This is a genomic window from Cupriavidus sp. HMR-1 (assembly GCF_000319775.1).
Lineage (GTDB): Bacteria > Pseudomonadota > Gammaproteobacteria > Burkholderiales > Burkholderiaceae > Cupriavidus > Cupriavidus metallidurans.
The window spans coordinates 64179-88221 of record NZ_ANKP01000049.1; the positions used below are offsets into that span (position 1 = coordinate 64179).

Consider the following 24043-nt stretch of genomic DNA (forward strand, 5'->3'; position numbering starts at 1 on the left):
ACATGGCAGTGCAGGAGAACGCGGCTGACTACTTTGGTCCGTCCTATGTGCGCAAGATCTCGCCGTATATCGCGGGCAAGCCGATCTCGGAAGTGGCTCGCGAATTCGGACTCGACGAGGCGCGCATCGTCAAGCTGGCGTCGAACGAGAACCCGCTTGGCATGCCGGCCTCGGCAAAGGCGGCTATCGCCGCCGCGACGGAGGATCTGGGCCGCTATCCGGACAGCAACGGCTTCGAGCTGAAGGCGAAGCTGTCGGAGAAATACGATGTGCCGGCCGAGTGGCTGACGCTCGGCAACGGTAGCAACGACATTCTGGAACTGGCCGCGCACGCATTGGTGCGCAATGGCGAGTCGATCGTCTACGCCGAGTACTCGTTTGCGGTCTACGCACTGGCTACGCAGGAAGTTGGCGCGCGCGCCATCGAGGTCAAGTCGCGCGACTATGGGCACGATCTCGATGCGATGGCTGCGGCGATTGCGCCCGACACCAAGCTCGTCTTCATCGCCAATCCGAATAACCCGACAGGCACATTCGTGTCCGCCGCCGAGATCGAGGCTTTTCTGGCCAAGGTGCCGCCGCATGTGGTGGTTGTGCTGGATGAGGCCTACAACGAGTATCTCGATGCGGGCCAGCAGTACGAATCGGTTGCCTGGGTGCGCAAGTATCCGAACCTGATGGTGTCGCGGACGTTCTCGAAGGCCTATGGGCTGGCGGGGCTGCGGGTCGGCTATGGCGTGGCACAGCCCCAGCTTACCGATCTGCTGAACCGTGTGCGACAGCCGTTCAACGTCAACAGCCTCGCACAGGCTGCTGCTGTGGCAGCGCTCGACGATACGGCGTTTCTGCAACGCAGCGCCGAATTGAATCGTCAGGGCAAGGCGCGGCTGGTGGAAGCGTTCGAGCGGAGTGGGCTCGAGTACGTGAAATCGTCCGGCAACTTTGTCATGGTTCGCGTGGGTGGCGACGATGGCGCTGGCGCGCGGGTCAATCTGGCGCTGCTGAAGCAAGGTGTGATCGTGCGCCCCGTGGCCAACTATGGCCTGCCGCAGTGGCTGCGCGTGACGATCGGTCTGCCGGAAGAGAACGACGCGTTTATCGCGGCGCTGGAACAGGCCCTGAAGTGAAACTCAAGCATGTCTGAAACCGTGAGCGCATTGCATTTTTCGAAAGTCGTGATTGTCGGCGTCGGCCTGATTGGCGGATCGCTGGCGCTGTCGCTCAAGCGCGCGGGCGTGGTGGGGACGGTCGTGGGTGTAGGCCGTTCTGCGGCGTCGCTGGACAAGGCCAAGGCGCTCGGCGTCATCGACGAGGCCGCATCGCTTGAGGACGCGATGCGAGGCGCAAGTCTGGTGGTGCTGTGCGCGCCCGTGGCGCAGAATTTCGCACTGCTCCACGCGCTGGAACCACATCTGCAGCCGGGCACGATCGTGACCGACGCAGGCAGCACCAAGTCCGACGTCATCATGGCGGCCAAGACCGCGCTCGGCGACAAGGTTGCCCAGTTCGTGCCCGCCCATCCGATCGCGGGCCGTGAATTGAACGGCGTGGAGGCTGCGCTCGACGACCTCTACGCAGGCAAGAAGGTGGTGCTTTGCCCGTTGCAGGAAAACTCGCGGGCGGACGTGGCCGCTGTGCGCGCCATGTGGGAAGCCACGGGTGCTGATTGCCACGTGATGTCGGCCGTGCAACACGATGCCGTGTTTGCGTCGGTCAGCCACCTGCCGCATCTGCTGTCGTACGCGCTCGTGGCCCAGGTGGCCAACGCGGAGGACGCGGCACTGAAGCTGGACTTTGCGGGCGGTGGCTTCCGCGACTTCACGCGCATCGCGGCGTCGTCGCCAGAGATGTGGCGCGATATCTGCATCGCCAACAAGGATGCGTTGCTGCGCGAGATCAGTATCTACGAGTCCGTGCTGGCGCATCTGAAGACCAAGATCAAGGAAGGCGATGGCGCGGCGCTCGAACGGCTGTTCGCGCGTGCCAGCGACACACGCCTGAAATGGGGCGCCGCACGGACGGCTGCCAACAACGTCGAACCCTGATGCCGCCAGCGCGCGCGGCGCGCAACGGCCATGCTGCAGAAAACATGGAACAACTGACCCTCGGTCCCCTGACCCGTGCTTCCGGCACGGTGCGCCTGCCCGGCTCCAAGAGCATCTCCAATCGCGTGCTGCTGCTGTCGGCGCTCGCCACCGGCGAGACGCGCGTCCGCGACCTGCTCGATTCCGACGACACGCGCGTCATGCTCGAAGCGCTCAAGGTACTCGGCGTGGCGTGGCGGCGCGAGGGCAACGACTGCATCGTGTCCGGCGTGGGCGGAAACTTCCCGAACAAGGCGGCAGAACTGTTCATGGGTAATGCCGGCACCGCGATCCGGCCGTTGACCGCCGCACTGGCGCTGCAAGGCGGTACGTACAAGTTGAGCGGCGTGCAGCGGATGCATGAGCGGCCGATCGGCGATCTGGTCGATGGCCTGCGGCAGGTCGGCGCATCGGTGGATTACCTGGGCACGCCCGGCTACCCGCCTTTGCAGATCAACCCGGCGCAGATTCGCATTGATGCACCGATCCGTGTGCGCGGCGATGTATCGAGCCAGTTCCTGACCGCGCTGTTGATGACGTTGCCAATGGCCCAGGCGCAATCGGGTCGCATCGAGATAGAAGTGGTCGGCGAATTGATTTCGAAGCCGTATATCGAGATCACGTTGAACTTGCTGGCACGCTTTGGTATTGCCGTTGAGAGACAGGGCTGGGAGCGCTTTATCCTGCCGGCCGGCGCGCGGTACCGTTCGCCGGGCGAGATTTACGTTGAGGGCGATGCGTCCACGGCATCGTACTTCCTGGCGGCGGGCGCCATCGGCGGTGGCCCGGTACGCGTGGAAGGTGTGGGCATGGCGAGTATCCAGGGCGATGTTCGGTTTGCCGATGCGCTGAACCGGATGGGCGCCAACGTGATGGCCGGTGACAACTGGATTGAGGTGCGCGGCACCGAGCGTGACGACGGCCGACTCAACGGCATCGAGCTCGACTGCAATCACATTCCTGATGCAGCGATGACGCTGGCCGTGGCCGCGCTGTTCGCGGAGGGCACCACCACGCTGACCAACATCGCCAGCTGGCGGGTCAAGGAAACGGACCGCATCTCGGCGATGGCGACGGAGCTGCGCAAGCTTGGCGCCGAGGTGGAGGAGGGGGCTGACTACCTGAAAGTGACGCCGCCGGCCTCACCGACGACGTGGCAGACCCCGGCTGCTGGAATTGGCACCTATGATGACCATCGGATGGCCATGTGTTTCTCGTTGGCCGCATTCGGCCCGTTGCCCGTGAAGATCAACGACCCCGGCTGTGTGGCAAAGACGTTCCCCGAGTACTTCGAGGTATTTGCCGGAGTGGCGCGGTAAGCGGTCACTCAGCCCGGGAGGCCATGATCAGGCGGCGGCGTAACGGGCCGCCGTCTTTGCTTCGGGGGTTGCTGCATGGGTTTTGGCCTGGCGTTCGCGGCGCTCCCAGAATTTGTCGAAGAAGTAGTGAGCCACCGTGTTCACGGCGGGCTCGATGAATGTAATCGCGCCGCTGATGGCCAGGCTGCCCGTCAGGGCGTAGGTCACGCTGAAAGCGATGCCCAGATGCATGATGCCGAAGGTCAGGGTCTTGGCCATGGTAGATTGCCTCGCGTTTGGGAATTCAGGGCGGTTGCGCGACCGCTTTTGTGGGGGAGCCGGGAGAGGGAAGGCCGGTAGCCGCGCAACCATGAGTCAAATGATAATGAGTATCAATTGATTCTAGAAATTAATAGTTTTTACGTTGGTAATAATCAATGACTATCGTTGATGTCATCACCATTGATGGCCCGACGGCATCCGGTAAGGGTACCGTGGCGCACAAAGTGGCGGATGCTCTCGGCTTTCATCTACTCGACAGCGGCGCGCTGTACCGTCTCGTGGCGCTGGCGAGCGACCGTGCAGACGTTGGCGTGCAGGACGTCGACACCCTTGCAAAAATGGCCGCGCGTCTCGATGTCAAGTTCGGCCCGGACCGGGTATGGCTGTCCGGCGAGGAAGTCAGTCAGACGATTCGCCTCGAAGCCATCGGTAACCGCGCGTCCGCGATCGCCGTGCACCAGCCCGTGCGTGATGCGTTGACTGCACTCCAGCGCGGCTTCCGCAAGCTCCCGGGCCTGGTGGCCGACGGCCGCGACATGGGCACGGTGATCTTCCCGGATGCCCCGCTCAAGGTGTTCCTGACCGCAAGCGTGGAGGCCCGCGCTCGTAGGCGCTATAAACAATTGATTGATAAGGGAATTTCTGCTAATATCGAAGACCTTTTGCGTGACCTTGAGGAACGCGACGCGCGGGATCGCACCCGTGCCGCCGCGCCGCTGCGTCCCGCTGAAGGCGCTTATCGCCTCGATACGTCAGAAATGACGGTGGAAGAGGCGGTGGCGCAGGTGCTGGAGTGGTTCGCCGCAGTGCGGTGATTAAAACCACTAGGCGCCAACCTGGACCTGTATCGGAACCCAACCCGTCCGGTACCGGTTGTTCAACTTGACCCCGCTGCGCAAGGCAGACTGAGCGCGATAGTCGCGCCGGCCCGCGTACTGCGGATTGCTAAATTACGTTTATGTCCGACCTGCAAACTAACGAATCCTTTGCCGCACTGTTCGAGGAATCGATCGCCCGCTCCAATATGAAGGCTGGCGAAGTGATTTCCGCTGAAGTCGTGCGCATCGACCACAACTTCGTGGTCGTCAACGCCGGCCTCAAGTCCGAGGCATTTGTGCCGGTGGAGGAGTTCCTGAACGACCAGGGCGAACTCGAAGTGCAGGCCGGCGACTACGTGTCCGTGGCCATCGACGCGCTCGAGAACGGCTATGGCGACACCATCCTTTCCCGCGACAAGGCCAAGCGCCTGGCATCGTGGCTGAACCTCGAGAAGGCGCTGGAAGACGGCGAGATCATCTCGGGTACCGTGACCGGCAAGGTCAAGGGCGGCCTGACCGTCATGGTCAACGGCATCCGTGCTTTCCTGCCGGGTTCGCTCGTCGACGTGCGTCCGATCAAGGACACCACGCCGTACGAAGGCAAGACCCTGGAATTCAAGGTCATCAAGCTCGACCGCAAGCGTAACAACGTCGTGCTGTCGCGCCGCGCCGTGGTGGAAGCCACGCTGGGCGAAGAGCGTCAGAAGCTGATGGAAACGCTGAAGGAAGGCGCGATCGTCAACGGTATCGTCAAGAACATCACCGACTACGGCGCGTTCGTGGACCTCGGCGGTATCGACGGCCTGTTGCACATCACCGACCTGGCATGGCGTCGTGTGCGTCACCCGAGCGAAGTGCTGTCGGTTGGCCAGGAAATCACCGCCAAGATCCTCAAGTTCGACCAGGAAAAGAACCGCGTCTCGCTGGGCGTGAAGCAACTGGGCGAAGATCCGTGGGTGGGCATCTCGCGCCGCTACCCGCAAGGCACCCGCCTGTTCGGCAAGGTGACCAACCTGACCGACTACGGCGCGTTCGTCGAGATCGAAGCCGGTATCGAAGGTCTGGTGCACGTGTCCGAAATGGACTGGACCAACAAGAACGTGGCTCCGTCGAAGGTTGTCCAGCTGGGCGACGAAGTGGAAGTCATGGTTCTGGATATCGACGAAGACAAGCGTCGTATCAGCCTGGGCATGAAGCAGTGCAAGGCCAATCCGTGGGACGATTTCAGCCGCAACCACAAGAAGGGCGACAAGCTGACCGGCCAGATCAAGTCGATCACCGACTTCGGCGTGTTCATCGGTCTGCCTGGCGGCATCGACGGCCTGGTGCACCTGTCCGACCTGTCGTGGCAAGAGTCGGGCGAAGAAGCCGTGCGCAAGTACAAGAAGGGCGACGAAGTGGAAGCTGTCGTTCTGGGCATCGACGTCGACAAGGAACGCATCTCGCTGGGCATCAAGCAACTGTCGGGCGATCCGTTCAACAACTTCATCTCGGCCAACGACAAGGGCTCGCTCGTGAATGGCACGATCAAGGCCGTTGACGCGAAGGGCGCCGTGGTGCAGCTGGCTGACGACGTGGAAGGCTACCTGCGCGCTTCGGAAATCTCCGCCGATCGCGTGGAAGACGCCCGCAACGTGCTGAAGGAAGGCGAGCAGATCACCGCCCTGGTGGTGAACGTCGACCGCAAGTCGCGCAACATCAACCTGTCGATCAAGGCCAAGGATTCCGCAGAGCAGCAAGAAGCGATGCAGAAGTTCCAGGCTGACACCGGCACGGCTGGCACGACCAACCTCGGCGCACTGCTGAAGGCCAAGCTCGGCCAGGACAACCAGTAATATCGAGCCGCGCCGCGCGCAGCGAGACCGCCCATGACCAAGTCAGAGCTCGTCGAAAAACTGGCTGCCCGCTTTCCGCAGTTGCTGCTGCGGGATGCGGACATCTCGGTGAAAACGATTCTCGACGCGATGTCCGAGGCGCTGGCCGATGGCCATCGCATCGAAATCCGAGGTTTCGGCAGTTTTGGTTTGAACAAGCGGCCGCCCCGCGTGGGCCGCAACCCCAAGTCCGGCGAACGAGTGCTGGTGCCCGAGAAACGGGTGCCGCACTTCAAGGCTGGCAAGGAGTTGCGCGAACGCGTCGATCGTACGGTGGCGCAGGGCGGCGGCATGAACGGCAACGGTCATGCCCCGCACGGCAAATCCGGGCAATCGCAGCTTGGCTCGCAATCGCCGGCGTCGTTGCACGATGATGGTCAGCTCAATCTGGTACGGTCCTGATCGGACTGGAAGGCTTGCTGGCCTGACTGGAAGTCTGTTGGAAAGCGCTCCCTCGGGGGCGCTTTTTTGTTGCGCAACTGTTGAGCCGACCTAGTCGCGATGCGACCAATGGTTACCGTTTGTCATAAGTGATTCCGTTACAATGCCGGGAATCCGTCGCCGGAGATGTCCGGATGCGTTTCCTGCATATCCTGACGATTCCGATCCAATTTCGATGGCTCTGACCGCATGAAACTCGTCGCCTGGATTTTCCGCATTGTCCTGTTCGTCCTGTTGTTCGTGCTGGCCCTGCGAAACACTGGCGATGCATCCCTGCAACTGTTCTTCGGTGCGGTCTGGCATGCGCCGCTGATCCTGATCCTGCTGGCAGCATTTGCCCTGGGCATCGTCGCGGCATTGGCTGCCGTGGCGCCAGGACTGATGCGACAGCGCATGGAGGCAGGGCGCTTGCGACGGGCGCTTGGCGAAGCGCGGGCAACGTCGCCCGCCGAGGCAGTGCCGCCCGAGGCCAAGCCCGGCGTTCCTTATAACGTAGTCGGTCCGAAAGTCTGACCCATGATGTTTGAAACCTGGTGGCTGCTGGCGTTGCCACTTGTCTTTGGCCTAGGCTGGATGGCGGCACGCTTTGATCTGCGCCAGCTCATCAGCGAGCAGGGTGCCTTGCCGCGCTCGTACTTCAAGGGCCTCAATTTCCTGCTGAACGAACAACCGGATCAGGCCATCGACGCCTTTGTCGAAGTGGCGCGCCTCGATCCGGAAACCACCGAGCTTCACTTCGCGCTCGGCGCGCTGTTTCGCCGCCGTGGCGAAACCGAACGCGCGATTCGCGTGCACCAGAACCTTGCCACGCGTCCCGATCTGCCGGAGCCCGAACGCGAACACGCGCTATATGAGTTGGGGCAGGACTTCCTGCGCGCCGGCCTGCTAGACCGTGCGGAAGAGTCGCTGCGCCGGCTGATGTCCGGTCCCTACGCGGCCTCGGCCAAGCGTGTGCTGCTCGAACTGTATGAAGTCGAGAAGGAGTGGCAGAAAGCCATCGAAGCGGCACGCGAACTGCAAGCACTCGACCAGCAGGACTATCGCGTACAGATCGCCCAGTTCTGCTGCGAGCTGGCCCAAGATGCGCTGCTGAAGAAGCGTCCCGAAGATGCGGTGGAATGGCTGCGCCGTGCCATGCAGGAGAATCCCGCCAATGTGCGTGCGCCGATCCTGCTTGGCGACGTCTCCGCCGCAGGCGGTGACACTGAAGGCGCGCTCAAGCAATGGCTAGCGATCGAAGCGCAGGATGCCGCCTATGTGCCGCTCGTCGCCGACAAGGTCGTGAAGGCGTATGCGACGCTCGGCGAACAGGGCAAGGCACTGGAGTGGTTGCACGGCCTACTGAAGGGCAACCTGGCCCCCGAACTGCTCGATACGGCGTATCGCACCGAACTTGAAGTGAACGGCCCCGTGGCCGCGGCTGCTTTGATGCGCGAGCAACTGCGTCGCCAGCCGACGCTGCTCGCCTTGACCAAGTATTTCGAGGCACAGGCCGCCGAGAACCAGGCGGCGCAGGAGCAGTCAGCCGAATCCGCCGAAGGTGGTGGGGATGCCGTGGTCGCCCCGCAGGCGCAGGAAACGGCCGCCATCCGCGATCTGCTGCAACTGCGCACTCGCAATCTGGCGCGTTATACCTGCCGTGAATGTGGCTTCCGTGCCCGCCTTTTCTACTGGCAATGCCCTGGCTGCAACCGCTGGGAAACGTATGCGCCACGCCGCTCCGAAGCGCTGGGCTAAGCCGCTACACGCAATGCCCCGGGCGATCAAGATCATTACTATTCTGGAGCTTCCGCAATGAAAGTCACGATTATCGGTAGCGGCTATGTCGGTCTGGTGACCGGCGCCTGTCTGGCCGAACTCGGCAACTCCGTGTTCTGCCTCGATGTCGACGAAAAGAAGATCGCGCTGCTGAATGCCGGCGGCGTGCCGATCTACGAACCAGGCCTGAAAGAGCTGATTGACCGCAACCGTGCGGCCGGCCGCCTGACGTTCTCGACCGATGTTGCCGCCAGCGTCGAACATGCCGACGTACAGTTCATCGCCGTGGGTACCCCGCCGGACGAAGACGGCTCGGCGGATCTGAAGTACGTGCTGGCAGCGGCCCGCAATATCGGCCGGCATATGACCGGCTTCAAGGTGGTGGTGGACAAGTCGACCGTGCCGGTTGGCACAGGCGATCGCGTCAGCGCCGTGATTCGCGAGGAACTGGCCGCGCGCGGTCTGGAAGACCTGCAGTTCTCGGTGGTGTCGAACCCCGAGTTCCTGAAGGAAGGCGCGGCCGTGGAAGACTTCATGCGTCCGGACCGTATCGTGCTGGGCTGCGCGCCCGACGTTGCGGGCCGCCATGCGCAGGCGATCATGCGTCAGCTCTACTCGCCGTTCAATCGTAACCACGAGCGCACGTTCTATATGGATGTCCGTTCGGCCGAGTTCACCAAGTACGCCGCGAACTCGATGCTGGCCACGCGTATCTCCTTTATGAACGAGCTGGCCAATCTGGCCGACGAGGTCGGTGCGGACATTGAACTCGTGCGCCTCGGCATCGGTTCGGATCCGCGTATTGGCTATAGCTTCCTGTACGCCGGCGCAGGCTATGGCGGTTCGTGCTTCCCGAAGGACGTGCAGGCGCTGATGCGCACGGCTAGCGCCCACGGCAAGCCGATGCGCGTGCTGGAGGCCGTGGAGGCCGTCAACGATTCCCAGAAGCAGGTGCTTGGCGACAAGATCATCAAGCGTTTTGGCGAGGATCTGACAGGCAAGACGTTTGGTGTCTGGGGTCTGGCATTCAAGCCAAATACCGACGATATGCGCGAGGCGCCGTCCCGCGTGCTGGCGCGCGAGCTGATTTCGCGCGGCGCGTCGTTGCGCGTGCATGATCCGGTGGCGATGGAAGAGGCGCGTCGCGTGATCGAGCTCGATCTGGCCGATATTCCGGACGCCATGGCGCGCATCCAGTTCTGCAATGCCCAGATGGACGTGCTCAAGGATGCCGACGCACTCGTGATCGTGACCGAATGGAAGGTGTTCCGCAGCCCGGATTTCTCGCAAATTCGTAACATGCTCAAAACGCCTGTCATTATTGATGGTCGTAATCTCTACGAACCCGATGCCATGGCCGAGGCCGGCATCGAGTACCACGCGATCGGGCGCTCGAGCTCGGCGCGCTGACCCGTTCAATCCGCGTATCCGTGAGAGCCCGATCGAGCCGCGTCCCAGTTGGGCGCGGCCAGGGCGCAAAGGGAAGTTCATGAGCAAGAACCCGATTTCGCTGGATCAGATCCGACAAGCGCAAGTGCTGGTAGTGGGCGACATGATGTTGGACCGCTACTGGTTCGGCGATGTCGAACGCATTTCTCCCGAAGCCCCCGTGCCGGTGGTGCAGATCAAGCGCAGCGACGAGCGCCTGGGCGGCGCCGCCAACGTGGCGCGCAACGCCGCCGCGCTGGGCGCGAAGGTTGGCATGTTGGGGGTCGTCGGTGACGACGAACCCGGCCGCACGCTTGAGGCGCTGCTCAATGCCAGTCACGTGCAGCCGTACCTGCATCGCGATGCCAGCCTGAACACGACGATCAAGCTGCGAGTGGTGGCCCACCAGCAGCAACTGCTGCGTGTCGATTTCGAAAATGCGCCGGCCAGCGAAGTGCTGGCGTCGGTGCAGGAACGCTTCGGCACGCTGATCAGCGACTACAAGGTGCTGGTGCTGTCCGACTACGGCAAGGGCGGGTTGACGCATGTCGGCCGCATGGTCGAGGCAGGCCGCGCCGCCGGGCGGGCCGTGCTTGTCGATCCCAAGGGGGATGACTACTCGCGCTATCGCGGCGCCACGCTGATCACGCCGAACCGCGCGGAAATGCGTGCCGTGGTGGGTGCCTGGAAGACCGAGGCGGACCTGACGATCCGCGCCCAGAACCTGCGGCGCGAGCTGCAACTCGAGGCGCTGCTACTGACACGCTCGGAAGAGGGCATGACGCTCTACACCGAGGCCGAAGTCCTGCATGTCTCGGCGCAGGCGCGCGAGGTCTATGATGTATCGGGGGCCGGTGACACTGTCATCGCCACGCTGGCCACCATGCTCGGCGCGGGCGTGCCGCTCAAGGAAGCGGTTCAGCACGCCAATCGTGCCGGCGCCATCGTTGTCGGCAAGCTGGGTACCGCCGTTGTTACTTATTCCGAATTGTTCGGCGCTGCCTGAGCGGCGCCACCGAGCCTGAATCCGCCATGACCATCATCGTGACCGGCGCTGCCGGCTTTATCGGCAGCAACATCGTCAAGGGCCTGAACGAGCGCGGCGAGACGAACATCATCGCCGTGGACAACCTGACCCGTGCCGAGAAGTTCAACAATCTCGTCGACTGCGAGATTGCCGACTACCTGGACAAGACCGACTTCGTCGCCCGCTTCGCGCGCGGCGATTTCGGCAATGTTCGCGCGGTATTCCATGAAGGCGCCTGCTCCGACACGATGGAGACCGACGGTCGCTACATGATGGAGAACAACTACCGCTACACGCTCGCCTTGCTGGAGGCGTGCCTGGAGCAGGGCGCCCAGTTCCTGTACGCGTCGTCGGCGGCCACTTATGGCGCTTCGACGATGTTTCGCGAGGACCGTGACTACGAAAAGCCGCTGAACGTCTACGGCTACTCCAAGTTCCTGTTCGACCAGGTGGTGCGCCGTCGCCTGTCTTCCGCCCATTCGCAGATCGTGGGCTTCCGCTACTTCAACGTCTACGGGCCGCGCGAATTCCACAAGGGCCGTATGGCGTCGGTGGCGTTCCATCACTTCAATCAGTTCCGCGCCGAAGGCACGGTCAAGCTGTTTGGCGAGTACAACGGCTACGCGCCGGGTACGCAGAGCCGGGACTTCGTGTCCGTGGAGGACGTGGTCAAGGTCAATCTGTACTTCCTGGACCATCCCGAGAAGTCCGGCATCTTCAACCTCGGTACAGGCCGGTCGCAGCCGTTCAACGACATCGCCGTCTCGGTGGTCAATGCGCTGCGCGAGTCGGAAGGCAAGCCGGCGCTCTCGCTCGACGAAATGGTGCAGGAAGGGCTGGTCGAGTACGTCAAGTTCCCTGATGCCCTGCGCGGCAAGTATCAATGCTTCACGCAGTCGGATGTATCGCGCCTGCGTGGGGCGGGCTACAGCGACCAGTTCCTGACCGTGCAGGAAGGCGTCAGCCGGTACTGCAAGTGGCTGCTGGAGCGAAGCGCCTAAGGTTCGTTTGCAGGGTGCGTTCGTCGTCCCCTGTTGCGTGGAAGCCGCGGACTGCAACGCGGTTATTTTGATTCGACACACAATGGCGCGAAGGTTGTGAACCTTCGTGTCCAGACCCTTCCGACACCTGCTCGGACTCCTATCCTGCGTTTGCCCGTCGCCACCCGGCGGCCGGGCATCAACCAGACCAATGAACAGGAGTCTTTCTGATGCGCAGGACGTTCGATCTTTCCCTCCCTGAAATCTCGCTGCATCGCTGTATGCGTACCGCGCGCCGCGTGGGCGCCGCAATCGGGCTTTCGATGTCGATCCTGGCCATGAGCCCGGCCTATGCTGATGTCGATGTCAACAGTGCCGACGAAGTGGCGCTTGCCACGGTCAGGGGCATTGGGCCGGCCACCGCCAAGCGTATCGCCGATGAGCGCGGCAAGAACGGTGCATTCAAGGATGCCAACGACCTGGTAGATCGGGTCCCTGGCATCGGGCCGAAATCGGTGGCCAACTTGCAGGCAGCGGGGTTGAGCTTCGGCAAGGCGCCGGACGTCGCGCGCAAGGATGCCCGGCCAGCGCCCAAGGCTGCCGCCCGCTGACGCCAGCGGATCCGCACCCGGGTCAACAATCGCAGGCTGGTATGCGTTGTGCTTGCGGTACGAGGTGCCGTTTGCACGGCCCGGGGTGCGGAGTATCATGCGCAACGCCACTGCCGACAGTGGTCGCCGGGCCGTGCAATCCGACAAAACCATCGAACAAGACCAACCAACTGGCGTGCCTGATGTGAGCCGGGCCGCCGCTGAAAAGGGAGAGAACAACATGGCGAATGGCCAGGACAATGCTGGGGGGGAAGGTTTTTTTCCGAAGTGGCGGCTCAAGACCGAGGGCGTGATCGGCCCCGACGAGCGCCTGCCCGCCGGACAGACGCTGCTGGCGGGTATCCAGCACGTGGTGGCGATGTTCGGGTCGACCGCGATCGCGCCGATCCTGATGGGTTTCCATCCTAATATCGCCATCCTGTTCTCGGGCATCGGCACCCTGCTGTTCTTCCTTTTTGTTCGCGGTCGCGTGCCGAGCTATCTCGGCTCGAGCTTTGCGTTCATCGCCGTTGTTATCGCGGCCACTGGCTATGCGGGTAGTGGTCCGAATCCCAATATTCCCCTGGCGCTGGGCGGCATCATCGCGGCGGGCGCGTTATATACGATCATCGGCCTCGTCGTGCAGGCAGTTGGCTACGGTTGGGTGGAAAAGCTGATGCCGCCGGTCGTGACTGGCGCGATCGTCGCGGCAATCGGGCTGAACCTGGCGCCGGTGGCGGTCAAGGCGGTCAGCGCCGCGCCGCTCGATACCTGGGTGGGCTTGCTGACGGTGCTGGCTGTCGGCCTGATCGCCGTGCGCGCGCCAGGTATGCTTGGCCGCCTGCCGGTGCTGCTGGGCGGACTGGCCGGCTATCTTGCCTACTACGTTGCCACCAACCTGATGGGGCTGGGCAAGGCCATCGACTTCTCGGGAGTGGTGGCGGCGAACTGGTTGGGCATGCCGGAGTTCACGGCGCCGGTATTCCAGGCCAATGCCATGCTGCTGATCGCGCCCGTGGCCATCGTGCTCGTGGCGGAGAATCTCGGGCATATCAAGGCGATCGGCGTCATGACCGGCCGCAACCTCGATCCGTACATCGGCCGCGCCTTCATCGGTGACGGTGTGGCAACGATGTTGTCGGCGGCGGGGGGCGGCACCGGCGTGACCACCTACGCCGAGAACATGGGCGTAATGGCGGTGACCAAGATCTATTCGACGCTGATCTTCGTGGTGGCGGCCGCCGTGGCTATCCTGCTCGGCTTCTCGCCGAAGTTCGGTGCGCTGATCCTGACGATCCCGGGGCCGGTGATCGGGGGCCTGACCATCGTCGTGTTCGGCCTGATTTCGGCGACGGCCGGCCGCATCTGGGTGCAGAACCACGTCGATTTCTCGAGCTCGCGCAATCTGATTACCGTGGGCGCCACGCTGACGGTGGCTGCCGGCGATTTGACCCTGAAGCTGGGCGGCCTGACGCTTGGCGGCATCGGTACCGCGACGTTTGGCGCCATCCTGCTGTACCACCTGCTCGGCAAGGGCCGGACGCAGGAGCAGGGCCTGACGCATTGATCTGCCACAGGGAATCCCGCCGGCTGGGTGCCTGGAAATGGCCCGGCCGCCGGTGCGGATAAGTTGGGTGCATTACAATGGCCTGCGAAAAACCGACCGACACCGCACCCATGGCTTATAAAACGATTGAAGACACCATCGGCAACACGCCGTTGGTCCGACTCCAACGCATTCCCGGCACCGCGATCGAGGCACGCGGCAATGTGATTCTCGGCAAGCTCGAAGGCAACAACCCGGCAGGTTCGGTCAAGGACCGTCCGGCGGTGTCGATGATCCGCCATGCCGAGGCCCGTGGCCGCATCAAGCCCGGCGATACGCTGATCGAAGCAACTTCCGGCAATACCGGCATCGCGCTGGCCATGGCCGCGGCTATCCGCGGCTATCGCATGGTCCTGATCATGCCCGAGGACCTGAGTCTCGAGCGTCGCCAGAGCATGGCGGCGTATGGCGCTGAAATCATCCTGACGCCGGTCAAGGGTGGCATGGAATATGCCCGCGATCTGGCCGATGCCATGGAGCGTGACGGCAAGGGCGTGATCCTCGACCAGTTCGCCAATCCGGACAATCCGCTGGCGCACTACGAGACGACTGGCCCGGAGATCTGGAAAGACACTGACGGTCGCGTGACCCACTTGGTTTCGGCGATGGGCACCACGGGCACGATCACCGGCGTGTCACGCTATCTGAAGGAAAAGAACCCGCTGATCCAGATCATTGGCGCGCAGCCGGCTGAAGGCTCGCGTATCCCGGGTATCCGCAAATGGCCGGAAGCGTATCTGCCGAAGATCTACGATCCGAAGTTCATTGATCGCCAGGAGCCCGTGACGCAGGCCGATGCGGAGCATATGGCTCGCCGCATGGCGCGTGAGGAAGGCATCTTTGCAGGTATCTCTGCCGCAGGCGCCCTGTGCGTGGCGCTGAGGATTGCCGAAGAGGTCGAGAATGCGACGATCGTGTTCGTCGTGTGCGATCGCGGCGACCGCTATCTGTCGACGGGCGTGTTCCCGGCCTGATCGCCCGGACCTGCCCTGAAAGAAAGGCCCCGCAGGCTTGCGCCGCGGGGCCTTTTTCTTTGCTGTTGCCGCTGGGCGTTCAGGCCATGGCGGCCTTCACGGCCTCACCAAGCTGATACACCGTCAGCGCGTAGAAGAAGCTCCGGTTGTACCGCGTCAGCACGTAGAAGTTGCGCAGGCCGATCACATATTCGGTCGGCTGGTCAGGCGTTGGGAGATCGGCGATCAACACGCCTGTTTCGCCTTCGCGGGCGACGTCGATGGGTTCGTCCACGCGCAGTCCGGCGCGCGTGAGCTGGTTGAGCGTGCGTGTCGGCCACGGTTCGCCGTCGGCCGCGGCCGCGGCAACGCCTCGGCTGCCATCGTCGTTGGCGATCTGCCAGACCACCGGACGTCCCTGTTCCCAGCCATGCAGTTGCAGGAATCGGCCGACGCTGCCAATGGCATCGGTCGGGCTATTGCGCAGGTCGATATGCCCGTCGCCGTCATAGTCGACCGCGTACTCGCGCAGACTCGTGGGCATGAACTGCGGGATGCCGATTGCGCCGGCATAGGAGCCCAGCACCGAAAATACGTCGGTCTTGGTGTCGCGGCACCAGAGCAGGTAGTCGGCGAGCTGATTCCGGAAGAGCTTGGTGCGCGCCTCACGGTTCGGGGTGTCGGGGTAGTCGAACGCCAGCGTCGAGAGCGAGTCCAGGACGCGGAAGTTGCCCATATCGCGCCCGTAGATCGTCTCCACCCCGATGATGCCGACGATGACCGATGCCGGCACGCCGAACTCGGCCTCGGCGCGACGCAGCGTCTCGCGGTTCTGCTGCCAGAAGCGCACGCCGGCGTTGATGCGGATCGGTTCGATAAAGCGTGACCGGTACGCCCGCCAGCTTTTCTTGCCCGGGGTGGTCGGCGGCATGATCAGCCGTGCGACCGTCGTGGAATAGACCGCCTGGCTGAACCAGCCCTCGAGTTCGGCCCGCTGGAAGCCGTTGCTGGCCACCATCTCGTCGATGAATGCGCGGGTTTGCGGATGATTCTGATAGCGGCCCGGTTCGATCTCCTCTTCCCGGACGCTCACGCGGCGCTTGCCGGCGGCGAGAAGCCGAGGAGAAATGCCGCACAGGCCCAATGCGGCAGCGGTGAGTGCGGCGCCCAGCAGCGGGCGGCGCAGGGTGCGCTGGTGGTCGGTCATGTTGTCCTTTGCAAGTCGCACCGAGTATAGCGGATGCGATGTACGCGACGCCTCGTCGAGGGCGTATTCCGGCGTGCCGTACACGACAGCCAACAGGCGTAGAAGCGCGGGGCACGTCATGTGCTAACGTAGCGTCTGGAGACGAACTTGACCCATAACGAATAATGTCAACGGGCTACTACACGCATCCGTCGTTCCTGATGCATGAGATGGGGCATTTCCATCCTGAATGCCCGGAACGCCTGCAGGCTATCGAGGACCATCTGATTTCGCATGGGATGGATGGCCTGCTGGACCGGCGGGAGGCGCCGGCTGCCACCGACGCGCAAATCGAGCGCGTGCATCGACCCGAATATGTGGCCAGCCTTGTCGCGATGAGTCCCGCCACCGGCTACCACCCGATCGATCCCGATACCCTGATGAACCCGCACACGCTCACCGCTGCCAGACATGCGGCTGGTGCGGCGGTGGCTGCCACGGATGCCGTCATTGCCGGCGAACTGGAGAACGCGTTCTGCTGTGCGCGTCCGCCGGGCCATCATGCCGAGCCCGATCGCGCGATGGGATTCTGTTTCTTCGATAACGTGGCGATCGCGGCACGACATGCGCTGACGGCGCACGGCCTGTCGCGCGTGGCGATCGTCGATTTCGATGTGCACCACGGCAACGGCACCGAGGCGGCCTTCCGCGACGACCCGCAGGTGCTGATGTGCAGCTTTTTTCAGCACCCGTTCTACCCGTACAGCGGCACGGAGCACTTCGCGCCGAACATGTCGAACATCCCGCTGCCCGCGTACTCCAACGGCCTGGCCGTGCGCGAGGTCGTGGAAACGATCTGGCTGCCGCGGCTCAACGAATTCAAGCCCGAGATGCTGTTTATCTCCGCCGGCTTCGATGCGCACCGCGAGGATGATCTCGGACAGATGGGGCTGGTCGAGCAGGACTATGCGTGGATCACGCAGCAGCTCGTTGACGTGGCGCGCGCTCATGCGAAGGGCCGCATCGTGAGTTGCCTGGAGGGGGGGTACAACCTTAGCGCCCTGGCGCGAAGCGTATTCGCCCATCTGAAGGTGCTGGTTGAGACCTGAAGGTGACAAATGCGCCACTTATGAAGGCGTCTATATGACGCCAGCGCATAAAGCCATCGAAAAAATCTCGTTTGAGGTATGAAGCGGATCGCATAAAATGTTCGCTTCACAAAAATAAAGTGCGGCAACAACGCAGGGGACCCCGCGATGTTGCCGTTTTCTTTTTACTTTCCATGATTGAACTGCAAGGACTCTCGCAGCGGTTCCCCGGCGGGTCGGGGGAAGTTCATGCGCTGAGGGACGTCAGCCTCTCCATCGCCTCCGGTGAGATCTTCGGCATCATCGGCCGAAGCGGCGCCGGCAAGAGCACGCTGGTGCGCGCCATCAACCTGCTGAACCGGCCCACCAGCGGCCGCGTGATCGTCGCCGGCCAGGATCTGACCGCGCTCGACAAGGGCGCGCTGCGCGAGGCCCGCCGCGAGATCGGCATGATCTTCCAGCACTTCAACCTGCTGTCGTCGCGCACGGTCTATGACAACGTGGCACTGCCGCTCGAGCTGGCCGGCAAGTCGAAGCAGGAGATCGCGTCGACGGTGGAACCGCTGCTCGAACTGGTCGGGCTGTCGAAGCTGCGTGACCGCTATCCCGCCCAGATCAGTGGCGGTCAGAAGCAGCGCGTCGGTATTGCGCGGGCCCTGGCCAGCAAGCCGAAGGTGCTGCTGTCGGACGAAGCAACCTCGGCGCTGGATCCAGAAACCACGCGCGCGATTCTCGACCTGCTCAAGCAGATCAATCGCGAGCTCGGCCTGACCATCGTGATGATCACGCACCAGATGGAAGTGATCAAACAGGTTTGCGACCGCGTGGCCGTGCTCGAGGCCGGCCAGGTGGTGGAATCGGGTCGCGTGATCGACGTGTTCCTGCGTCCGCAGCACGAAGTCACGCGCGCGATGATCGGCGACGTCATTGCCCAGGAACTGCCGGTGAGCGTGCTCAAGCGCGTGGAAAGCCGTCTTGGCAATGGGCGCGATCACGTCTATCGCCTTGCTTTTACGGGCGAAAACGTCGATCAGCCGGTACTGGCCCAGGCAATCCGCCAGCACGGGCTCGATTTCAACATCCTGCATGGCCATATCGATGAGATCCAGGGCCAGGCATTTGGCTCGCTGGCAATCATGGCCACGGGCGAACTGGCCGATGTACGCGCGGCCATGGACTATCTGCAGTCGCAAGGCGTAGTGGTGGAGGAGATCGAACATGTGGTCTGAGATGTTTGACCTGTTCCTGTCGTCGTTCGGCGAGACCCTGCTGATGGTGGCGATTTCTGGCGTGGTTGGCTCGCTGCTGGGTGTGCCGCTGGGCGTGCTGCTGCATCTGACGAATCGTGGCGGCGTGCTGTCGCACCCGCTGTTCAATCGCACGATCGGCGTGGTCGTCAACGCTGTGCGTTCGATCCCGTTCATCATCCTGCTCGTGGTGGTGATCCCGTTCACGCGTTTCATCGTCGGTTCCTCGATCGGCACCACGGCTGCGGTCGTGCCGCTGACGATCGCGGCGATCCCGTTTATCGCCCGTCTGGTGGAAGCCTCGTTACGCGAGGTCGACAAGGGGCTGGTGGAGGCCGCGCAGTCGATGGGTGCCACCACGGGCCAGATCGTCTGGAAGGTGCTGCTGCCAGAGGCCATGCCCGGTATCGTGGCCGGTCTGACCATCACGTTCGTCAGCCTGGTTGGCTATTCGGCCATGGCCGGCGCGATCGGCGGCGGCGGGCTGGGTGACCTCGGCATCCGCTACGGCTACCAGCGCTACATCACGGAAGTCATGGTTGCCGTGGTGGTGATCCTGATCGTGTTCGTGCAAGCCGTGCAGAGTTTCGGCGACTGGCTGGTCCGCCGCATCAGCCATCGCTGATACAACGGCCGCTCAAATCAATCAAAGCAACGCAAAGCAATTCACAGGGAAACCTTGGGGTAAAACATGCAACGTCGTAACGTGCTGAAGGGCGCCATCGTCGCGCTGGGTGTGGTGGTGTCGGCTGGCGCATTCGCGCAGGAAAAGCCGATCAAGGTCGGCGTGACGGGTGGCCCGCACGCCCAGATCATGGAGCAGGTGAAGAAGGTGGCAGCCAAGGATGGTCTGACCATCCAGGTGGTGGAGTTCAGTGACTACATCCAGCCGAACGCCGCGCTGGCTGCCGGCGATCTGGATGCCAACAGCTACCAGCACCTGCCGTACCTCGAGGCACAGATCAAGGACCGTGGCTACAAGTTCACGAACGTGGCCTTCACGGTGACGTTCCCGATGGGGGTCTACTCGAAGAAGATCAAGTCGCTTGACCAGCTCAAGCAGGGGGCCCGCGTCGGCGTGCCGAACGATCCGACGAATGGTGGTCGCGGCTTGCTGCTGCTGCAAAGCAAGGGCCTGATCAAGCTGCGCCCCGACGCCGGCCTGAAGGCGACGCCGCTCGACGTGGTCGAGAATCCGAAGAAGATCAAGCTCGTGGAGCTCGACGCCGCCCAGCTGCCGCGCTCGCTCGACGACCTTGATGCTGCCGCGATCAATGGCAACTACGCGGAATCGGCTGGCCTGTCGCCCACCCGCGACGCGATTGCGATGGAAGGTCCGAAGGGCCCGTACGCCAACCTGATCGCGATCCGCGAGGCCGACAAGAACAAGCCGTGGGTGGCCAAGCTCGTGAAGGCGTACCACTCGCCGGAAATCAAGCAGTACATCCAGGCTACGTTCAAGGATTCTGTGATCACTGCGTGGTGATCTTTTCGAGGTTTTCATCCAAACCCTGTGCGCGCAGGGCATCCTGCGGCACAATGGCGTGAAAATTTTCTGAGTTGCCGGCTATGCCCGGCAATTCTTTGCCTATAAAATAGTACGATCGTTCGAAAATCAAAAGCGCCGCCACCCCGGTGGTTATAATGGCGAGCGATTCAAAAAATTTTGGACTATCAGCTATCAGTGGAGTGAGCGCATGAAAGTACTCGTCGCAGTCAAGCGGGTGGTGGACTACAACGTCAAGGTCCGCGTGAAGTCGGATGGCACGGGCGTCGACCTGGCCAACGTGAAGATGAGCATGAACCCGTTCGACGAAATCGCCGTGGAAGAGGCCGTGCGCCTGAAGGAAGCCGGCGTCGTCACCGAGGTGATTGCCGTGTCGTGCGGCGTGGCGCAATGCCAGGAGACCCTGCGTACCGCGATGGCCATCGGCGCCGACCGCGGCATCCTGGTCGAGTCGAACGAAGACCTGCAGCCGCTGGCCGTGGCCAAGCTGCTCAAGGCCCTGATCGACAAGGAGCAGCCGCAACTGGTGATCCTGGGCAAGCAGGCCATCGACGATGACTCGAACCAGACCGGCCAGATGGTGGCCGCGCTGGCCGGCATGCCGCAAGCCACCTTCGCCTCGAAGGTCGTGCTGGCTGACGGCAAGGCATCGGTGACCCGTGAAGTGGACGGCGGTCTGGAGACCGTGTCGATCAAGCTGCCGGCCGTGGTGACCACCGACCTGCGCCTGAACGAGCCGCGCTACGTCACGCTGCCGAACATCATGAAGGCCAAGAAGAAGCCGCTGGAAACCGTCAAGCCGGAAGATCTCGGCGTCGACGTGAAGCCGCGTCTGTCGACCGTGAAGGTCGTCGAGCCCGCGAAGCGCAGTGCTGGCGTGATGGTCCCGGATGTGGCCACGCTGGTGCAGAAGCTGAAGACGGAAGCCAAGGTTATCTGAGCGCGGGGGAGATAGAACATGACTGCACTCGTCATTGCTGAACACGACAATCAATCGATCAAGGCCGCCACGCTGAACACCGTGACGGCAGCTGCCCAATGCGGCGGCGATGTCCATGTGCTGGTGGCCGGCTCGAACGCCAAGGCTGCCGCCGATGCCGCCGCGAAGATCGCCGGCGTGTCGAAGGTCCTGCTGGCCGACGCACCGTACTTCGGTGACGGCCTGGCCGAGAACCTCGCCGAGCAGATCCTGGCCGTGGCCAGCGACTACTCGCACATCCTGGCTCCGGCTACCGCCTCGGGCAAGAACGTCCTGCCGCGCGTGGCCGCCAAGCTGGACGTGGCACAACTGTCGGACATCACCAAGGTTGACTCGCCCGACACGTTCGAGCGCCCGATCTACGCTGGCAATGCCATCGCCATCGTGAAGTCGTCGGACAAGATCAAGGTCATCACCGTGCGCGGTACCGGCTTTGACGCCGCCGCTGCCGAAGGTGGCTCGGCTTCCGTGGACACGATTCCGGTCGTGGCTGACGCTGGCATCTCGCAATTCGTGTCGCGTGAAGTGACCAAGAGCGATCGTCCGGAACTGACCGCCGCCAAGATCATCGTCTCGGGTGGCCGTGGCGTGGGTTCGGGCGAGAACTACACCAAGGTGCTGACGCCGCTGGCCGACAAGCTGGGCGCTGCGCTGGGCGCATCGCGCGCGGCAGTCGATGCCGGCTTCGTGCCGAACGACTACCAGGTTGGTCAGACCGGCAAGATCGTTGCCCCGCAGCTGTACATCGCCGTCGGTATCTCCGGCGCGATCCAGCATCTGGCCGGCATGAAGGACTCCAAGGTGATCGTCGCGATCAACAAGGATGCCGAAGCCCCGATCTTCTCGGTGGCCGACTACGGTCTGGTGGGCGACCTGAACACCGTGGTGCCGGAGCTGGTGGCCGCACTGGGCTGATAGGTAACACCGGGCTTATGGCCTGATCGGCCGGCGGAAAGCCGGTCGATCGAACAAGAAGAATGAAGCCGTTCCGGGTATCGCCCGCGAGCGGCTTTTTTGCAAACGCTGGAGACATTAATGACCTATCGTGCACCGCTCAAGGACATGCAGTTCGTCATGAACGAGCTGGCGGGCCTGGAAAGCATCAGCCAGTTGCCCGGCTATGAAGACGCTACGCCCGATACGGCACAGGCCGTGCTGGAAGAGGCCGCGAAGTTCAACGAACAGGTCGTGGCGCCGCTGAACCGCGCGGGCGATCTGAACCCGAGCAGCTGGAAGGATGGCGTGGTGACCACGACGCCGGGTTTCAGTGACGCGTTCCGCCAGTTTGGCGAAGGCGGCTGGCAGGGCGTGCTGCATCCGGTCGATTTCGGCGGCCAGGGTCTGCCGAAGCTGGTGGCCACGCCGTGCAACGAGATGCTGAATGCCGCGAACCTGTCGTTCGCGCTCTGCCCGTTGCTGACTGACGGCGCGATCGAGGCGCTGCTGACTGCCGGATCGGATGCCCAGAAGGAAACCTTCCTGCCGAAGCTGATCTCGGGCGAGTGGACCGGCACGATGAACCTGACTGAACCGCAAGCCGGTTCGGATCTGGCCGCCGTGCGGACCCGCGCGGAGCCGCAGGGCGATGGCACGTTCAAGGTCTTCGGCACCAAGATCTTCATCACGTATGGCGAGCACGACATGGCGGAGAACATCGTCCATCTCGTGCTGGCACGCACCCCGAACGCGCCCGAAGGCGTGAAGGGCATTTCGCTGTTCATCGTGCCGAAGTTCCTGCTCAATGCGGACGGCTCGCTGGGCGAGCGCAACGATGTGCATTGCGTGTCGATCGAACACAAGCTCGGTATCAAGGCCAGCCCCACAGCCGTGCTGCAGTTCGGCGATCACGGTGGCGCCATTGGCACGCTGGTTGGCGAGGAGAACCGCGGGCTTGAGTACATGTTCATCATGATGAACTCGGCACGCTTCTCGGTGGGCATGCAAGGCATCGCCGTGTCCGAGCGTGCTTACCAGCAGGCCGTGGCGTTCGCGAAGGAGCGCGTGCAAAGCCGTCCGGTCGATGGCTCGGCCCGCGAGGCCGTGACGATCATCCATCATCCGGACGTCAAGCGGATGCTGATGACGATGCGCGCGCTGATCGAAGGCGCTCGCTCGGTGGCCTACGTGGCCGCCGCCGCGAGCGACGTCGCGCACCAGCATCCGGATGAGGGCGTGCGTCGTCAGAACATGGCGCTGTACGAGTTCCTGGTGCCGGTGGTGAAGGGGTGGAGCACGGAGCTGTCGATCGACGTGACCAGCCTGGGCGTGCAAGTTCACGGCGGCATGGGATTCATCGAGGAAACCGGCGCGGCACAACACTATCGCGACGCGCGCATCCTGCCGATCTATGAAGGCACGACCGCGATCCAGGCGAACGATCTGATTGGCCGTAAGACCGTGCGCGATGGCGGTGCCATGGCACGCGCGATCTGCGCGCAGATCGCCGAGACCGAAGCGGCGCTGGGCAAGCACGGCGGTGACGCGTTCACGGCGGTGCAGGCGCAACTGAAGCAGGGGCGTGAAGCGCTGGAGGCCGTGGTGGCGTTCGTCATCGGCAGCGCGAAGGCGGACCCGAATGCCGTGTTCGCCGGTAGCGTGCCGTACCTGAAGCTGTGCGGCATCGTGTTCTCGGGCTGGCAGTTCGGCCGTGCCATGCTGGTTGCCGATGCGAAGCGCGCGGAAGATCCAGCCTTCTACGACGCAAAGATCGCGACGGCGCATTTCTTCGGCCAGCACATCCTGTCCCAGGCATCGGCATTGCGCGCCGCGATTGTGGACGGTGGCGCTCCGGCCAACGCGCTGACGGCGGATCAGTTCTGATCCGGCGCACCGGGTATCAAGGCAATGAAAAGGGCGACCCCTCGGGGTCGCCCTTTTTTTCGTCACCGTGCCGAAGG

General features: G+C 63.1%; 23 protein-coding genes. 21 read left to right on the plus strand and 2 right to left on the minus strand.

The genetic code is table 11. From position 1 onward, the window contains the following. Positions 1–2 precede the first annotated feature (2 nt). From hisC to aroA, 3 genes are read left to right on the plus strand one after another with little or no spacing between them, the layout of a single operon-like run. A complete protein-coding gene (hisC, locus tag D769_RS07445; protein ID WP_008643653.1) occupies positions 3–1127 on the plus strand; it encodes a histidinol-phosphate transaminase in 1125 nt (374 codons plus the stop codon). Between the two features lie 9 nt (positions 1128–1136). Next, positions 1137–2045 carry a prephenate dehydrogenase/arogenate dehydrogenase family protein gene (locus D769_RS07450; protein WP_008643654.1) on the plus strand — a complete coding sequence of 303 codons (909 nt, stop codon included), beginning with the start codon at positions 1137–1139 and terminating at the stop codon, positions 2043–2045. A 44-nt stretch (positions 2046–2089) separates the two neighbouring features. After that, a complete protein-coding gene (gene aroA, locus D769_RS07455) occupies positions 2090–3403 on the plus strand; it encodes a 3-phosphoshikimate 1-carboxyvinyltransferase (RefSeq protein WP_008643655.1) in 1314 nt (437 codons plus the stop codon). A 27-nt stretch (positions 3404–3430) separates the two neighbouring features. On the opposite strand, the gene D769_RS07460 is transcribed toward aroA, so the two are convergent. Next, positions 3431–3661 (minus strand): DUF2061 domain-containing protein, encoded by a 231-nt coding sequence (locus D769_RS07460; protein ID WP_008643656.1) that lies wholly within the window; start codon positions 3659–3661, stop codon positions 3431–3433. Between the two features lie 158 nt (positions 3662–3819). Here D769_RS07460 and cmk point away from each other — a divergent pair, with 158 nt between their 5' ends. From cmk to cysM, 11 genes are all read left to right on the plus strand, one after another. Next, entirely contained in the window at positions 3820–4479 is a 660-nt protein-coding gene (cmk, locus tag D769_RS07465; RefSeq protein ID WP_008643657.1) for a (d)CMP kinase, read from the plus strand. Between the two features lie 143 nt (positions 4480–4622). Then, positions 4623–6317 (plus strand): 30S ribosomal protein S1, encoded by a 1695-nt coding sequence (rpsA, locus tag D769_RS07470; RefSeq protein ID WP_008643658.1) that lies wholly within the window; start codon positions 4623–4625, stop codon positions 6315–6317. Positions 6318–6350: 33 nt separating this feature from the next. Continuing rightward, positions 6351–6758, plus strand: a complete 408-nt coding sequence (locus D769_RS07475; RefSeq protein WP_008643659.1) for an integration host factor subunit beta — start codon at positions 6351–6353, stop codon at positions 6756–6758. A 228-nt stretch (positions 6759–6986) separates the two neighbouring features. Next, positions 6987–7310 (plus strand): LapA family protein, encoded by a 324-nt coding sequence (locus D769_RS07480; RefSeq protein ID WP_008643660.1) that lies wholly within the window; start codon positions 6987–6989, stop codon positions 7308–7310. A 3-nt stretch (positions 7311–7313) separates the two neighbouring features. After that, positions 7314–8534 carry a lipopolysaccharide assembly protein LapB gene (gene lapB, locus D769_RS07485; RefSeq protein ID WP_008643661.1) on the plus strand — a complete coding sequence of 407 codons (1221 nt, stop codon included), beginning with the start codon at positions 7314–7316 and terminating at the stop codon, positions 8532–8534. Positions 8535–8591: 57 nt separating this feature from the next. Continuing rightward, positions 8592–9965, plus strand: coding sequence for a UDP-glucose/GDP-mannose dehydrogenase family protein (locus tag D769_RS07490; protein ID WP_008643662.1), 1374 nt, complete (start codon positions 8592–8594; stop codon positions 9963–9965). A 79-nt stretch (positions 9966–10044) separates the two neighbouring features. After that, the gene (rfaE1, locus tag D769_RS07495; RefSeq protein ID WP_008643663.1) at positions 10045–10989 is read left to right on the plus strand and encodes a D-glycero-beta-D-manno-heptose-7-phosphate kinase; all 945 of its coding nucleotides are present in this window, start codon (positions 10045–10047) and stop codon (positions 10987–10989) included. A gap of 26 nt (positions 10990–11015) precedes the next feature. Continuing rightward, positions 11016–12011: an ADP-glyceromanno-heptose 6-epimerase gene (gene rfaD / locus D769_RS07500; RefSeq protein ID WP_008643664.1), complete on the plus strand. Its 996-nt coding sequence runs from the start codon at positions 11016–11018 to the stop codon at positions 12009–12011. Positions 12012–12220: 209 nt separating this feature from the next. Then, on the plus strand, positions 12221–12601 hold the full coding sequence (locus D769_RS07505; protein ID WP_008643665.1) for a helix-hairpin-helix domain-containing protein: 381 nt from the start codon (positions 12221–12223) through the stop codon (positions 12599–12601). A 220-nt stretch (positions 12602–12821) separates the two neighbouring features. After that, on the plus strand, positions 12822–14147 hold the full coding sequence (locus D769_RS07510) for a solute carrier family 23 protein (RefSeq protein ID WP_193750032.1): 1326 nt from the start codon (positions 12822–12824) through the stop codon (positions 14145–14147). A gap of 110 nt (positions 14148–14257) precedes the next feature. Continuing rightward, a complete protein-coding gene (gene cysM / locus D769_RS07515) occupies positions 14258–15160 on the plus strand; it encodes a cysteine synthase CysM (RefSeq protein ID WP_008643668.1) in 903 nt (300 codons plus the stop codon). Between the two features lie 79 nt (positions 15161–15239). On the opposite strand, the gene mltB is transcribed toward cysM, so the two are convergent. Next, positions 15240–16346, minus strand: a complete 1107-nt coding sequence (mltB, locus tag D769_RS07520) for a lytic murein transglycosylase B (protein WP_035881564.1) — start codon at positions 16344–16346, stop codon at positions 15240–15242. Between the two features lie 164 nt (positions 16347–16510). Here mltB and D769_RS07525 point away from each other — a divergent pair, with 164 nt between their 5' ends. The 7 genes from D769_RS07525 to D769_RS07555 all read left to right on the plus strand — a co-directional run bounded on the left by D769_RS07525 (position 16511) and on the right by D769_RS07555 (position 23966). Further along, positions 16511–17434: a histone deacetylase family protein gene (locus D769_RS07525; protein WP_008643671.1), complete on the plus strand. Its 924-nt coding sequence runs from the start codon at positions 16511–16513 to the stop codon at positions 17432–17434. 173 nt (positions 17435–17607) lie between these two features. After that, positions 17608–18642 carry a methionine ABC transporter ATP-binding protein gene (locus tag D769_RS07530; RefSeq protein WP_008643673.1) on the plus strand — a complete coding sequence of 345 codons (1035 nt, stop codon included), beginning with the start codon at positions 17608–17610 and terminating at the stop codon, positions 18640–18642. Further along, a complete protein-coding gene (locus D769_RS07535) occupies positions 18632–19285 on the plus strand; it encodes a methionine ABC transporter permease (protein WP_008643675.1) in 654 nt (217 codons plus the stop codon). The genes D769_RS07530 and D769_RS07535 overlap by 11 nt, the downstream gene beginning before the upstream one ends. Positions 19286–19351: 66 nt before the next feature. Next, entirely contained in the window at positions 19352–20146 is a 795-nt protein-coding gene (locus D769_RS07540) for a MetQ/NlpA family ABC transporter substrate-binding protein (RefSeq protein WP_008643677.1), read from the plus strand. A gap of 211 nt (positions 20147–20357) precedes the next feature. After that, complete coding sequence (locus tag D769_RS07545; RefSeq protein WP_008643682.1) at positions 20358–21107, plus strand: electron transfer flavoprotein subunit beta/FixA family protein; 750 nt, start codon at positions 20358–20360, stop codon at positions 21105–21107. Between the two features lie 18 nt (positions 21108–21125). Continuing rightward, on the plus strand, positions 21126–22061 hold the full coding sequence (locus D769_RS07550) for an FAD-binding protein (protein WP_008643684.1): 936 nt from the start codon (positions 21126–21128) through the stop codon (positions 22059–22061). A gap of 120 nt (positions 22062–22181) precedes the next feature. Then, complete coding sequence (locus D769_RS07555; RefSeq protein ID WP_008643685.1) at positions 22182–23966, plus strand: acyl-CoA dehydrogenase; 1785 nt, start codon at positions 22182–22184, stop codon at positions 23964–23966. The last annotated feature ends 77 nt before the right edge of the window (positions 23967–24043 follow it).

Excerpts from the sequence above, each read along its gene's own strand:
- hisC (WP_008643653.1), top strand. The coding sequence starts at position 3 with ATGGCAGTGCAGGAGAACGCGGCTGACTACTTTGGTCCGTCCTATGTG.
- D769_RS07450 (WP_008643654.1), top strand. The coding sequence starts at position 1,137 with ATGTCTGAAACCGTGAGCGCATTGCATTTTTCGAAAGTCGTGATTGTC.
- aroA (WP_008643655.1), top strand. The coding sequence starts at position 2,090 with ATGGAACAACTGACCCTCGGTCCCCTGACCCGTGCTTCCGGCACGGTG.
- D769_RS07460 (WP_008643656.1), bottom strand. The coding sequence starts at position 3,661 with ATGGCCAAGACCCTGACCTTCGGCATCATGCATCTGGGCATCGCTTTC.
- cmk (WP_008643657.1), top strand. The coding sequence starts at position 3,820 with ATGACTATCGTTGATGTCATCACCATTGATGGCCCGACGGCATCCGGT.
- rpsA (WP_008643658.1), top strand. The coding sequence starts at position 4,623 with ATGTCCGACCTGCAAACTAACGAATCCTTTGCCGCACTGTTCGAGGAA.
- D769_RS07475 (WP_008643659.1), top strand. The coding sequence starts at position 6,351 with ATGACCAAGTCAGAGCTCGTCGAAAAACTGGCTGCCCGCTTTCCGCAG.
- D769_RS07480 (WP_008643660.1), top strand. The coding sequence starts at position 6,987 with ATGAAACTCGTCGCCTGGATTTTCCGCATTGTCCTGTTCGTCCTGTTG.
- lapB (WP_008643661.1), top strand. The coding sequence starts at position 7,314 with ATGATGTTTGAAACCTGGTGGCTGCTGGCGTTGCCACTTGTCTTTGGC.
- D769_RS07490 (WP_008643662.1), top strand. The coding sequence starts at position 8,592 with ATGAAAGTCACGATTATCGGTAGCGGCTATGTCGGTCTGGTGACCGGC.
- rfaE1 (WP_008643663.1), top strand. The coding sequence starts at position 10,045 with ATGAGCAAGAACCCGATTTCGCTGGATCAGATCCGACAAGCGCAAGTG.
- rfaD (WP_008643664.1), top strand. The coding sequence starts at position 11,016 with ATGACCATCATCGTGACCGGCGCTGCCGGCTTTATCGGCAGCAACATC.
- D769_RS07505 (WP_008643665.1), top strand. The coding sequence starts at position 12,221 with ATGCGCAGGACGTTCGATCTTTCCCTCCCTGAAATCTCGCTGCATCGC.
- D769_RS07510 (WP_193750032.1), top strand. The coding sequence starts at position 12,822 with ATGGCGAATGGCCAGGACAATGCTGGGGGGGAAGGTTTTTTTCCGAAG.
- cysM (WP_008643668.1), top strand. The coding sequence starts at position 14,258 with ATGGCTTATAAAACGATTGAAGACACCATCGGCAACACGCCGTTGGTC.
- mltB (WP_035881564.1), bottom strand. The coding sequence starts at position 16,346 with ATGACCGACCACCAGCGCACCCTGCGCCGCCCGCTGCTGGGCGCCGCA.
- D769_RS07525 (WP_008643671.1), top strand. The coding sequence starts at position 16,511 with ATGTCAACGGGCTACTACACGCATCCGTCGTTCCTGATGCATGAGATG.
- D769_RS07530 (WP_008643673.1), top strand. The coding sequence starts at position 17,608 with ATGATTGAACTGCAAGGACTCTCGCAGCGGTTCCCCGGCGGGTCGGGG.
- D769_RS07535 (WP_008643675.1), top strand. The coding sequence starts at position 18,632 with ATGTGGTCTGAGATGTTTGACCTGTTCCTGTCGTCGTTCGGCGAGACC.
- D769_RS07540 (WP_008643677.1), top strand. The coding sequence starts at position 19,352 with ATGCAACGTCGTAACGTGCTGAAGGGCGCCATCGTCGCGCTGGGTGTG.
- D769_RS07545 (WP_008643682.1), top strand. The coding sequence starts at position 20,358 with ATGAAAGTACTCGTCGCAGTCAAGCGGGTGGTGGACTACAACGTCAAG.
- D769_RS07550 (WP_008643684.1), top strand. The coding sequence starts at position 21,126 with ATGACTGCACTCGTCATTGCTGAACACGACAATCAATCGATCAAGGCC.
- D769_RS07555 (WP_008643685.1), top strand. The coding sequence starts at position 22,182 with ATGACCTATCGTGCACCGCTCAAGGACATGCAGTTCGTCATGAACGAG.